Consider the following 12,015-nt stretch of genomic DNA (forward strand, 5'->3'; position numbering starts at 1 on the left):
AGGAACTATCGGGCGGCATGAAGCGGCGGGTGCTCATCGCCAAGGCGCTGGCGCACGAGCCGCGAGTGTTGTTTCTGGATGAACCCACTGCCGGCGTGGATGTCGAGCTGCGCAAGGACATGTGGGCCATCGTCGACGAGCTGAAGGCCGCCGGCGTCACCATCATCCTGACCACGCACTACATCGAAGAGGCGGAGGCCATCGCCGACCGCGTGGGCGTGATCGACAAGGGTGAGCTGCTGCTGGTTCAGGACAAGAAGACGTTGATGGCGCAGATGGGCAAGAAGCAGATCGAGGTCATGCTGACCTGCACGATCCCGTCCATTCCCGACAGATTGGCCCATCACAACCTGGTGCTGAACGGGCAGGGGGATGCGCTGATCTATACCTATGACACCAATGCCGAACGGACCGGCATCACCACCCTGTTGAACGACGTGGCCGAGGCCGGGCTGATACTTCGCGACGTGCAGACCCGGCAATCGAGCCTCGAGGAGATATTCGTCACGCTCGTGTCCGGAGACGTCGCATGAACTGGACTGCCATCGCCGCCATCTACCGGTTCGAAATGGCCCGGTTCTTCCGCACCCTCGCGCAGAGCTTTCTGTCGCCGGTCCTGTCCACCTCGCTCTATTTCGTGGTGTTCGGAACCGCCATCGGCAGCCGGATCCAGGAGATCGAGGGCGTATCCTACGGCGCCTTCATCGTGCCGGGGCTGATCATGCTGTCGGTGGTGATGCTGTCGATCTCGAACGCGTCCTTCGGCATCTATTTTCCCAAGTTCCTGGGCACGATCTATGAATTGCTTTCGGCCCCTGTGAATTTCATCGAGATCGTGATCGGCTATGTCGGCGCGGCGGCCACCAAGGCGCTGTTCGTGGGGTTGGTGATCCTGGTCACGGCGACCTTCTTCGTGGATATCCGCATTGAACACCCCTTTGCCATGGCCGCTTTCCTGATCCTGTCCTGCCTCAGCTTTTCGCTGCTGGGTTTCATCGTGGGTATCTGGGCCAGCAATTTCGAACAGATGTCGCTGGTGCCGCAGCTGGTGGTGACGCCGCTGATCTTTCTGGGCGGCACGTTCTACTCGATCTCGATGCTGCCGCCGGTGTGGCAGACGATCTCGCTGTTCAATCCGGTGGTCTATTTGATTTCGGGTTTTCGCTGGTCGTTCTACGGGCTGTCTGACGTGCCCATCCTGCTTAGCCTGCTGGCGATCCTTGCCTTTACCGGCATCTGCCTTGCGGTGATCGGCTGGATCTTCAAAACCGGATGGCGCATCCGCAGCTAGGGCGTTGCATTTTTGCCGATCACGGCCGCGAATTTCAGTCACGTCGCGTTTCCGCCGGTTCCGGTCCCTTGTTTACGGGTTGGGCGCACTCTACATCGGCACCCATGAAACTCAGCCTGCCGTTTCTGAAAAAGCACCCCGTCGTTGCCGTGGTCCGTCTGTCGGGCGCCATCGGCATGGCCGGTCGTGCCTCGATGAGCGATACCGTGCTGGCGCCGGTTCTTGAAAAGGCATTCCGCAAGGGCAAGCCTGCCGCCGTCGCGCTCGAGATCAACTCGCCCGGCGGATCTCCGGTGCAAAGTTCTCTGATCGGCGCGCGAATCCGTCGGCTCGCCGACGAGCTGAACGTGCCCGTGCATGCCTTCGTCGAGGACGTGGCGGCCTCGGGCGGCTATTGGCTGGCGGCCTCGGCCGACCGGATCTGGGCCGACGACAGCTCGGTTCTGGGGTCGATCGGGGTGATTTCCTCGGGGTTCGGTGCGCATGTCTTCATCGCGCGTCAGGGCATCGAGCGGCGCGTACATACGGCGGGTCAGTCGAAATCCATGCTGGACCCTTTCGCCCCGGAAAAGCCCGAGGATGTCGCGCGGCTGAAGCGGCTGCTCGAGGATATTCATCACAACTTCATCGCGCATGTCAAAGCCCGCCGGGGCGATCGGTTGGATGAAACGGCCGATCTGTTCACCGGCGAGGTCTGGCTGGCGCGGCGCGCGCAGGATCTGGGCCTGATCGACGGCATCGCGCATCTGAAACCCAAGATGCAGGAGCTGTTCGGCGACAAGGTCCGGTTCCGCCGCTATGGCCTGCGCAGGCCGATCTGGTCGCGTTTCGGGGCGGAAATGGCCCAAGACGCGCTGGCTATGCTCGAGGAGCGCGCGGCCTTCGCGCGTTTCGGCATGTGACATGATCATCAAGGCCGTCACTCTTTTCCTGATCGCGATGGGCGTGCTGGCGATGTTCGGCAAGCTGCGCTTTCCCGGTCAGAGACGTCTGAGCTCGGCCAAATGCCCGCGGTGCGGGCGGTTCCGCATTGGTAAAGGCCCCTGTGCATGTGAAAAAGGAGGCCGTGGATGACGGCGTGGCTGCTTTCCGGCCTTGGTCTGTTGATCCTTTTGCTGGCGGGCGACGCGCTGGTGCGTGGCGCGGTGAACCTCAGCCTGCGGCTGGGCGTGCCGGCATTGATCGTCAGCCTGACGATCGTGGCCTTCGGTACCTCGGCGCCCGAATTGCTGATCGCGATCAAGGCGGTTCAGGAACATGCGCCCGGTATCGCGCTGGGCAATGTGGTGGGGTCGAACACGGCCAACATCCTGCTGGTCCTGGGCATTCCGGCGCTGTTGGCAACCATCCACAGCAGCGAATGCGACACCCGCAGGAACTTCATCTACATGATCCTGGCCTCGGTTCTTTTCATCGGGCTTGCTTTCTGCGGCGTGTTCACCCTGTTCAGCGGCGCGATTCTGCTGGCGGGGCTGGCCCTGATACTGCTGAACGCCTTCCGCGAGGCGCGGGCTCATCGAAACGCCTGCACCGCGCAGGAAGAGATTGAGCTTCTGGAAGAGGCCGACCCGGACATGCCCTATTGGAAGGTCGCGATGTTCCTGATCCTGGGGCTGGTCGGCCTGCCGATGGGGGCGCATCTGCTGGTGGACAACGCCACGATCATTGCCCGCACCTATGGTATCAGCGAAACCGTGATCGGTCTGACATTGGTGGCCGTCGGCACCTCGTTGCCGGAACTCGCGACGACGGTGATGGCGGCGTTGCGTCGGCAGGCGGATGTTGCGCTGGGCAACGTGATTGGGTCGAACATGTTCAACCTGCTGGCCATCGTCGGCATCGCTACGCTGTTCGGGCGCATCCCGGTCGATCCCGAATTTCTGCGATTCGACTTGTGGGTCATGCTGGCTGCGTCGCTTCTGCTGGTTCCCTTCGTGTTTTTCAAACGCGACATTACCCGCACCTGGGGCTTTGTCTTGACGTTTCTTTATGCGGCCTATCTCGTGGCGCTGCTGGCGTGATCTGACCTGGGGAGGCTGCGTATGACCCGAGCATTGGTGACCGGTGCGGGTGCCCGCCTGGGGCGGGCGATGGCGCTTTATCTTGCGCAACGTGGCATAGATGTGGCCGTACATTACGCGACCTCGCAAGGGGCGGCGTCCGAGGTCGTGTCCCAGATCGAATCCCAGGGCCGCAAGTCGACTGCTTTGCAGGCCGATCTGCTGGAGGAGTCCCAGGTCGAGGCCCTGTTGCCGCGCGCGGCCGAGGCGCTGGGCGGGCCGATCACCTGCCTGGTCAACAACGCCTCGATTTTTGAATACGACAACATCCATACCGCAACGCGCCAAAGTTGGGACCGGCACATGGAGAGCAACCTGCGGGCCCCCTTCGTGCTGACACAGGCCATGGCGCGGCAGGGTCTCAAGCCCGCAATCGACGACAGTGGCGAGCCGGTGGCGACTGGTCTGGTCGTCAACATGATCGACATGCGGGTGCGCAAGCTGACGCCCGAATTCATGTCATACACCATTGCCAAGATGGGGTTGTGGGCCCTGACCCGCACCGCGGCGCAGGCGCTGACCCCGACGATCCGCGTCAATGCGATCGGGCCGGGTCCGACCTTGCAGGGCCACCGACAAAGCCCCGAACATTTTCAGGCGCAGCGCAGGAACACCATTCTGGAACGGGGGGCAAACCCGTCGGACATCACTGCCGCGCTCGGCTATTTCCTCGATGCGCATGCGGTCACGGGGCAGTTATTGTGCGTCGACGGCGGGCAGCATCTGGGCTGGCGGACGCCGGACGTTCTGGGCGTAGAATAGGTGAATCCGGTGCAAGTTTTGCACCGCTCGCGATCGTGTTACATGTCCGTTACAAAAAGACCTTTTTTTTCATGCACTTGTACGCCGGTCAAAAAAATTTCATGCAAAAACAATAGCTTGATATTCCGCCTATTTTTTGTGCAAGGCGGAGAAAACGCAAGGATTCAAGGAAGAATTCCAGTTCAGGGAAACTTGTCCGCACAGTTATCCACAGGAATCGTGGATTTGTTTTCTCTTGATCTGGGGCGCGCAAGATTGCAGCCACGGGCAGAGAATCGTATCTGATGAGCATGACCGCGGACAACAGATCTCAAGCTGATCCTGAAATCACGGGTTACGCCTGCATCCAGCGCTATGTGAAGACGTTGGACAGTTCGCCGGGTGTCTATCGGATGCTGGATGCGGACAGCCGGGTTCTGTATGTCGGCAAGGCGCGCAACCTGCGAGCGCGGGTGTCGAACTACACCCGACCGGGACATTCGCCCCGGATCGAGCGGATGATCGCCTCGACCGCGTCGATGATGTTCCTGACCACCCGGACCGAGACCGAGGCGCTGCTGCTGGAGCAGAACCTGATCAAGCAGCTCAAGCCCAAATACAACGTGCTGCTGCGCGACGACAAAAGCTTTCCCAACATACTCGTCGCCAAGGACCACCCGTTTCCCCAGATCAAGAAACATCGCGGGGCCAAGAAGGAAAAGGGCGCCTATTTCGGCCCCTTCGCCAGCGCGGGCGCGGTGAACCGCACGCTGAACCAGCTGCAGAAGGCGTTTCTGCTGCGCAACTGTTCGGATTCGATGTTCGACAGTCGCACCCGGCCCTGCCTGCTCTATCAGATCAAGCGCTGTTCGGGGCCGTGCGTGGGCATGATTTCGCAGGCCGACTATGCCGAAAGCGTGCGCGACGCCGAGCGGTTCCTGTCCGGACGCTCGACCCGTATCCAAGAGGAACTAGCCGCGCAGATGCAGGAGGCCTCGGACGCGATGGAGTTCGAGCGTGCCGCCGCCCTGCGCGACCGGATCCGCGCGCTGACGCAGGTACAGACGGCGCAGGGCATCAACCCACGCGGTGTGGCCGAGGCGGATGTGATCGGCCTCTACATGGACAGCGGTCAGGCCTGCGTTCAGGTGTTCTTCATCCGTGCCAACCAGAACTGGGGCAACCGCGATTTCTATCCAAGGGTCGGGCCCGACGTCTCCTCGGCCGAGGTGATGGAGGCCTTTCTGGGTCAGTTCTACGACAACAAGGAACCGCCGCGCCAACTGATCCTGTCGGACGGGATCGAAAACGCGGACCTGATGCAGCAGGCCCTGTCCGAAAAGGCCGGCCGCAAGGTCGAGATATTGGTGCCGCAGCGGGGCGAAAAGCTCGAGCTGGTCTCTGGCGCGCTGCGCAACGCGCGCGAGGCGCTGGCCCGCCGCATGTCGGAAAGCGCGACGCAGGCCAAGCTCCTGCGCGGTCTGGCCGAGGCCTTTGATCTGGACGCGCCGCCGAACCGGATCGAGGTCTATGACAACTCGCATATCCAAGGCACCAACGCGGTGGGTGCGATGATCGTGGCCGGTCCCGATGGGTTCATCAAGAATGCCTATCGCAAGTTCAACATTCGCGGCGACGACCTGACGCCGGGCGACGATTTCGGCATGATGAAAGAGGTGCTGACCCGCCGCTTCACCCGCCTGCTGAAAGAGGACCCCGACCGCGACAAGGGCATGTGGCCCGATCTGTTGCTGATCGATGGGGGTGCGGGGCAGGTGAGCGCCGTGCACGAGATCATGCAGGCGCATGGGGTCGAGGACATCCCAATGGTCGGTGTCGCCAAAGGCGTCGATCGCGACCACGGCAAGGAAGAGTTCCACCGCATCGGCCAGCGCCCCTTTGCCCTGAAGCGCAACGACCCGGTTCTGTATTTCATTCAGCGGCTACGGGACGAGGCGCACCGCTTTGCCATCGGCACCCATCGCGCCAAACGCGCCAAGGCGATGGGAGCGACGCCGCTCGATGAAATCCCGGGCGTGGGCGCGGCCCGTAAACGCGCACTGCTGGCGCATTTCGGCAGCGCCAAGGCGGTCAGCCGCGCCAATCTGGCGGATCTGAAGGCGGTGGACGGGATCTCGGCCGGTCTGGCGCAGAAGGTCTATGATTTCTTTCACGAAAAAGGCTGATTCCGCTGGCGCCCGCGCCACAGAATGTACAGCCCCGAGGCCACGATCAGCGCGCTGCCCAGCCACATGGCCTGGTCCAGACGTTCGTCAAAGATCAGCACGCCCAGCCCGATCCCGAAAAGAAGGCGGGTATAGCGAAACGGGGTCACGGCCGACACTTCACCCGTCCGCATGGCCAGCATTAGCGAAGCATAGGCCACCGCCCCCATCACCACGGCTCCGGTCAGATGCAGGGCGGTTTGGGCGTCCACCGGCACCGCGGCGGCGCCCTCGAAAACCAGGTACAGACCACCGGCAACGACAATTGACAGAAAGCCGTAAAACCCAAGAACGGTGGTCCCCAGCGTGGCAGGGGCGGCGCGGCTGGCCAGATCGCGGCCGGCAAAGCCCAGCATTCCCAGCACCGCAAGAATGGACAGGGCCGAGAAACTGTCTCCGGTTGGCTGGATGATGATCACCACTCCGATCAGTCCGACCATGATGGCGCTCCAGCGTCGCCAGCCGACGGTTTCCCCGAAGAACAACGCGGCACCCGCCACCACGACCAGCGGCGTGGCCTGCAGGATCACCGTGGCCGAGGACAGCGGCGTCAGGGCGATGGCCAACACATAGAACAGGCGACCGAAGACTTCGAACAGCACTCGGATCTTCATCGGCTTGGACAGGACATCGGGGTGCAGCAACCGCCGCCCCTGTAGCAACGCGAACCCGGCGAAAATCAGCGCCCCGCCCAGCCCGAACAGCACCAGAACCTGCCAGATGGGCAGCACTTTGGCTGTACTTTTCAACAGCGCGTCCTCCAGGGCGAACCCAGCCATGGCCGCGATCATCCAGGCGCTGCCGGTCAGGTTGGCGCGCGCATCGGTTCTGATATGTGAGGTCACGGGGCGGATCTTTCCTGGCTGCCGATACCCGCGCAACCTGACCCGTTCTTCGCGCCGCGCCAAGGGGGAAACGGTCATCGATCGGCGGCCTGCGACGGAATGATCTGCCGTGACCCAAACACCTGCGTACTTGGCAGTTTTTTGTCATGCCGTCTTTTCTGTTCCCGGCCATGGTTGTAGGGTCCGGCGCATGAAGTGGAACCTGCCGAATATTCTGACTTTGCTGCGCCTTCTGGCCGCGCCCGGCCTGGCGGTGATGTTTCTGTATTTCACGCGGCCCTATGCCGATTGGTTCGCACTGATCCTGTTCCTGTCGGCGGCCATAACCGATTGGTTCGACGGCTATCTGGCGCGCGCGTGGAAGCAGGAAACCAAGATGGGCGCGATGCTGGACCCGATCGCCGACAAGGCGATGGTGGTGATCGCGCTAATGATCCTGGTGGGCTATTCGACCGAGCACTGGACGCCCTGGCTGGTGCTGCCCGCCACCGTGATCCTGTTCCGCGAGGTCTTCGTCTCGGGCCTGCGTGAGTATTTGGGCGACGTGGCCGGAACTCTCAAGGTCACCAAGCTGGCCAAATGGAAGACGACCGCGCAGATGGTGGCGATCGCCGTGCTGTTTTCGCAAGGCATTTTCGAGCACTATTTCGTCATGTCTACCTATGGCATGGATACCGACCTGATCGACCAGATCCTGTCGGGCCAGGTCGAGGACATCTCGGGTCTGCAATGGAAGCTGGATGGCATGTTCTGGTCGGGCCGCATCGGGTTGTGGCTGTTGTGGGTCGCGGCGACGCTGACATTGATCACCGGCTACGACTACCTACGTAAAGCCATGCCCCATTTGAAGGAGGGCTGACGCATGGATGTCTTGTATTTCGCTTGGGTCCGCGAGCGGATCGGCGTGCCGAAGGAAAAGGTCGAAACCAGCGCCGCCACGGTGTCCGATCTGGTGGCGGAACTCAGCGCCCGCGAAGACCGCTATGCGGCGGCGTTTGCCGACCTGTCGGCCCTGAGGGTTGCGCTGGATCAGGAATTGTCGGATTTCGACGCGCCCCTGGCCGGTGTCCGCGAAGTGGCCTTTTTCCCACCCATGACCGGCGGGTAGGGCGATGCGGATTTCCGTCCAGCAAGAGCCTTTCGATCTGGGGGCCGAGGCCAATGCCTTTGCCGCGGGTGACACGGCGAATGGCGCCATCGTCACCTTTACCGGCGTCGTGCGTGATCTGGCGCAGACCGATCTGGCCTGCATGGAGATCGAGCACTATCCCGGGATGACCGAACGCGCCATCGCCAAGATCGCCGAGGAAGCCAAAAACCGGTGGTCGCTGGGTGATGTGCTGGTGATCCATCGCCATGGGCGGCTGGCTCCGGGCGACCGGATCATGATGGTCGCAACGGCAGCCCCGCACCGCAAGGATGCGTTCGAGGCCGCTGAATACCTGATGGATTACCTGAAATCCCGCGCCCCGTTCTGGAAGAAGGAAATCACTGCATCCGGGGCCGATTGGGTTGCCGCCAAGGACGAGGACGAGGACGCTCTGTCGCGCTGGTAGGCGCTCAGTCGGCGTTGTTGATCCGGCCGCGCAATTCCTCGGCTTCCTCACGTGCGGCGCGCAGCCCGTCCATGGCCGCGGCCAGCTCGGCCTCGGTCTGGGTCAGTTGGTTGGTCAGTTCCGCCTCGCGCTGCTGCAGATAGGTGATGGCCTGATCGCGCGCTTCTTCGGCCTCGTGCAACTCCTGGCTCATGCGGTCCAGATCAGCCACGTCGCTCTGCCGGACCCGGGTCAGACGATGCACCAGCCAGTTCGCGAACCAGCCCATGCAGAAGGCTGCGAACAGGATCAGGGCGGTGGCGATGATGAATTCGGTTCTGTTCAAGTCACTGGTCCTCCGCATCCGTGTCGGACACGTTTTCTTGTGCGTTGTCTTGCGCTTGCTCGGTTGCTTCCGCCCCGGCCGGAGTTTCCAGCGCCTCGAGCCCGGTTTCCTCGGGGGCGACCGGTTCGGGCCTGATCAGGAGAAACTCGATCCGGCGGTTCTCTTCGCGGCCTTCTTCGGTTCCGTTGTCTGCGATCGGCTGGGCTTCACCGTACCCCACGGCCGAAAAGCTTGAGGTCGGCACCCGCCGGGCGCGCAATTCGTTCAGAATGGACTGTGCGCGTGACTGGCTGAGAGTCTGGTTCATTTCCTCGCGGCCCTGACTGTCGGTGTGGCCTTGGATTTCCATTCTGATCGGTCCGCATTCGCGCAGGATGTCGGCGATCCTGTTCAAACTGTCGCGTGAGTCGGCAGAGACCGTGGCCGAGCCCGGCTCGAATGTGATCTTTCGCTCGGACTGGACCTGGGCGATGCGGGCGATGCAGTCCTCGGGGTCGGGCAGGGCGTCTTCGGGCTCGGGGGCAGGTTCATAAGTGATCGACAGGTCGAAATCCTGCCCTTCGCCCAGTTTCTCGGACAGCAGGCCGGCGATCTGGGCCCGTGTAGTCTCATCATGGCTCATACCGGAAATCGCCACCGTGTCTGGCGTTACTGTAAGAACGCCATTGTTCAGCCAGGACAGGGCTTCAAGCCCGGCCAGGACCCGTACGGGCCAGGATTGGGGCAGGCCGTCGACAACGCGGGCGGCGGCATGAACCACGTCGGATCCGAACGCAGCGCGGGCATAGCTGTCGATCATCTCGCGTTGCAGTTCGTCACCAAGGCGCCCGCGCAGCTGCACCAAGCCTTCCGGGCTGCGCGTCGCGGTGAATTCGACCGGGCCGTCCTGCTTGTCGGTTTCGGGTTTCTGCAGCACTGCATGCAGGGCGAAAACCTCGGGCAGGGCGTTTTCCAATTCGCCCACGACCCTCTCGAACAAGGCCGGATCGGTGCTGGGTTCGGCGATCAACGAGATGTCGGCATCCGACAGCGTCACCGAGCCGCGCCCGATTTCGGCCAGCGCCTTGATGCTCAGCGCGGCGGCGGTGGCCCAACGGGGTGAAGGCACGCCCAGCCCGATCGTACAGGAATAGGGCCCGGTCAGCCCGGCCTGTTGCGCGGCGGCGATGATGGCATCGCGGGCCTGTTCATCCTGCGCCGAACAGGCATCGAACCGCCCGCCCTCGTCCGTGACCAGATAGCGCAGGGTAAACGGCGTGATTACCGGACGCGGCGCCGAGATCGCCAGCCCGATGCGCAGGCCGGGCGGCGCGGCGCGGGTCAGTTCCTGTTCCAGCGTTTCCTTTTCTTTCCGGCTGTTGGCAATGGCCGTGATCTTGACCAGTTCGGGGCTGGCCGAGATCTTGGCCCGCGGGAGCCTCGACAGGGCTAGCACGGCATAGTCGATGGCGGCATCCCAGCCTTTGGGTTTGGGGTAGTCGGCGGTTTCCATCAGGTCCGATACCGAAACGCTTGTGTCCAGCCTTTGCAGCCGCTGCACCAATGCGTTTCGGTCCACGCTGGCCGGGATCAGGCCGATCACCGAAATGCCGCTGTCATTGCGCAGGATTTCGGCCGAGAAGCGCGGCGGCGCGAGGTCGGCGGTGGGCGCCACGTCCATCTCGTCGATGACGCGCGAAGTATCCACCTCGGACCCTGCGGCGGTCAGTGCGGCAAAGCGGGTGGCCTCGTCGGGCGCCGTGCCGGTCAGAACGACGCGCAGCCCGTCGGCCTCGACCTCAGCCCATTCGTGACCTTGCAGGCTCAGCGCCCTGCGTACGGCTAATTCCGAGTCTTCCTCGACCCGGGTCACGGCGAAACTGGCGGCCAGCAGGCAGAGGGCGGCCGACAGGGCAAAGACCACGGCTGATGTCAGGAAGTAGGGCAGGCGCATGGACGGGCTTCGATCTTCTCGGGCGATTGAGGTCGGGTTTTACAGGCTGCGGTACAGCGGTGCAATCACAGCAGCAATGCGACGCAAAGGAAGATGAGCGGAATCAGGCCGGTATCCCGGTTGGCGCGAAACAGTTGCAACAGTTTCGCGTTGTCTTCGATGTCCAGCCCGCGCAGTTGCCACGCCATGTGCCACCCCATCGCCCACGGCCCGCCGATGGCCACGACCAGTGCCAGGAAACTGGCATCGGGCAGGGCGGCCTCGACGATGGCCAGCCCCATCAGCGCCACGGTCGCCACAAGGAAATACTTCAGCCATTTCGCGGTGTCGGTCCCGAACAGGCGCGCGGTGGACTTGATGCCGATCAGCTCGTCATCCTCGGCGTCCTGGTGGGCATAGATCGTGTCGTAGAACAGCGTCCAGGCGATGCCGGACAGGTACAGCAGGATCGCGGGCCATTCGACCGTACCGCGATGCGCCGCCCAGGCCAGCAGGGCGCCCCAGTTGAAGGCCAGCCCCAGAAATACCTGCGGCCACCACGTGAAGCGCTTGGCATAAGGATAGATCGTCACCGGCAGCAGCGACAGGACGCCCATCGCGATGGCCGCCTGGTTGAAGGTCAGCAGGATCGCGAGCGCCAGAAGGCACTGGATGCCCATCCAGATCACGGCCTGCCGCACGCTGACCTGACCCGAGGGGATGGGCCGCGAGCGCGTGCGGGCGACCTGTGCGTCGAACTTGCGGTCGGTGATGTCGTTCCAGGTGCAACCCGCGCCACGCATCAGAAAGGCCCCGGCCGCGCACCCCGCGGCAATCCACAGGTCGCCCCACCGCGGCTGACCGTCATGCAGGATCGCCAGCGCCAGGCCCCACCAGCACGGTATCAGCAGCAGCCACGTCCCGATCGGCCGGTCCGCGCGCGACAGCCGCAGATAGGGGCGGGCAAAGGCCGGGGCGCGGGTATCGACCCAGTTGCCGGTAACGGCGTCGGCGACCTGACCGTCTGGTGTTGGGGCATTGCCTTGCATATGTAGGGTCT

At 63.0% G+C, this 12,015-nt stretch carries 14 protein-coding genes; 10 read left to right on the forward strand and 4 right to left on the reverse strand.

Translation table 11 applies throughout. The features are described from left to right. The 7 genes from AC2FNS_RS08075 to uvrC form a co-directional block, all read left to right on the forward strand. A partial coding sequence (locus AC2FNS_RS08075; RefSeq protein WP_496803813.1) for an ATP-binding cassette domain-containing protein occupies positions 1-533 on the forward strand: 533 nt, incomplete at its 5' end. Continuing rightward, positions 530-1,291, forward strand: coding sequence for an ABC transporter permease (locus AC2FNS_RS08080; RefSeq protein WP_496681845.1), 762 nt, complete (start codon positions 530-532; stop codon positions 1,289-1,291). The genes AC2FNS_RS08075 and AC2FNS_RS08080, both read left to right, overlap by 4 nt. Before the next feature lie 104 nt (positions 1,292-1,395). Further along, on the forward strand, positions 1,396-2,193 hold the full coding sequence (locus AC2FNS_RS08085; RefSeq protein WP_496713519.1) for a S49 family peptidase: 798 nt from the start codon (positions 1,396-1,398) through the stop codon (positions 2,191-2,193). 1 nt (position 2,194) lies between these two features. Next, positions 2,195-2,365: a hypothetical protein gene (locus tag AC2FNS_RS08090; protein ID WP_005979153.1), complete on the forward strand. Its 171-nt coding sequence runs from the start codon at positions 2,195-2,197 to the stop codon at positions 2,363-2,365. Continuing rightward, positions 2,362-3,312 (forward strand): calcium/sodium antiporter, encoded by a 951-nt coding sequence (locus AC2FNS_RS08095; RefSeq protein WP_496727578.1) that lies wholly within the window; start codon positions 2,362-2,364, stop codon positions 3,310-3,312. Before AC2FNS_RS08090 ends, AC2FNS_RS08095 begins: the two co-directional genes overlap by 4 nt. Positions 3,313-3,333: 21 nt before the next feature. After that, entirely contained in the window at positions 3,334-4,113 is a 780-nt protein-coding gene (locus tag AC2FNS_RS08100; protein ID WP_496797583.1) for an SDR family oxidoreductase, read from the forward strand. A gap of 290 nt (positions 4,114-4,403) precedes the next feature. Next, complete coding sequence (gene uvrC, locus AC2FNS_RS08105) at positions 4,404-6,278, forward strand: excinuclease ABC subunit UvrC (RefSeq protein WP_496712243.1); 1,875 nt, start codon at positions 4,404-4,406, stop codon at positions 6,276-6,278. On the opposite strand, the gene AC2FNS_RS08110 is transcribed toward uvrC, so the two are convergent. Then, the gene (locus AC2FNS_RS08110) at positions 6,263-7,162 is read right to left on the reverse strand and encodes a DMT family transporter (protein WP_496712268.1); all 900 of its coding nucleotides are present in this window, start codon (positions 7,160-7,162) and stop codon (positions 6,263-6,265) included. The two genes, uvrC and AC2FNS_RS08110, sit on opposite strands and share 16 nt — an antisense overlap. A 190-nt stretch (positions 7,163-7,352) precedes the next feature. On the opposite strand from AC2FNS_RS08110, the gene pgsA reads away from it, so the two are divergent. Genes pgsA through AC2FNS_RS08125 form a run of 3 tightly spaced genes read left to right on the forward strand, consistent with a single transcriptional unit; the run spans position 7,353 to position 8,718 of the window. Next, positions 7,353-8,021, forward strand: a complete 669-nt coding sequence (gene pgsA / locus AC2FNS_RS08115; protein ID WP_093963574.1) for a CDP-diacylglycerol--glycerol-3-phosphate 3-phosphatidyltransferase — start codon at positions 7,353-7,355, stop codon at positions 8,019-8,021. A 3-nt stretch (positions 8,022-8,024) separates the two neighbouring features. Beyond that, positions 8,025-8,270: a molybdopterin converting factor subunit 1 gene (moaD, locus tag AC2FNS_RS08120; protein WP_496687597.1), complete on the forward strand. Its 246-nt coding sequence runs from the start codon at positions 8,025-8,027 to the stop codon at positions 8,268-8,270. Between the two features lie 4 nt (positions 8,271-8,274). Next, entirely contained in the window at positions 8,275-8,718 is a 444-nt protein-coding gene (locus tag AC2FNS_RS08125; protein WP_170342340.1) for a molybdenum cofactor biosynthesis protein MoaE, read from the forward strand. A 4-nt stretch (positions 8,719-8,722) separates the two neighbouring features. Here AC2FNS_RS08125 and AC2FNS_RS08130 read toward each other — a convergent pair whose 3' ends face one another. The 3 genes from AC2FNS_RS08130 to ubiA form a co-directional block, all read right to left on the reverse strand. After that, the gene (locus AC2FNS_RS08130) at positions 8,723-9,043 is read right to left on the reverse strand and encodes a hypothetical protein (protein ID WP_496681830.1); all 321 of its coding nucleotides are present in this window, start codon (positions 9,041-9,043) and stop codon (positions 8,723-8,725) included. 1 nt (position 9,044) lies between these two features. Then, positions 9,045-10,976 carry an OmpA family protein gene (locus AC2FNS_RS08135; RefSeq protein ID WP_496712244.1) on the reverse strand — a complete coding sequence of 644 codons (1,932 nt, stop codon included), beginning with the start codon at positions 10,974-10,976 and terminating at the stop codon, positions 9,045-9,047. Between the two features lie 65 nt (positions 10,977-11,041). Then, complete coding sequence (ubiA, locus tag AC2FNS_RS08140; RefSeq protein WP_496712245.1) at positions 11,042-12,004, reverse strand: 4-hydroxybenzoate octaprenyltransferase; 963 nt, start codon at positions 12,002-12,004, stop codon at positions 11,042-11,044. Positions 12,005-12,015 lie beyond the last annotated feature (11 nt).

The sequence above is a fragment of the Ruegeria sp. BHSA191 genome (assembly GCF_059613325.1).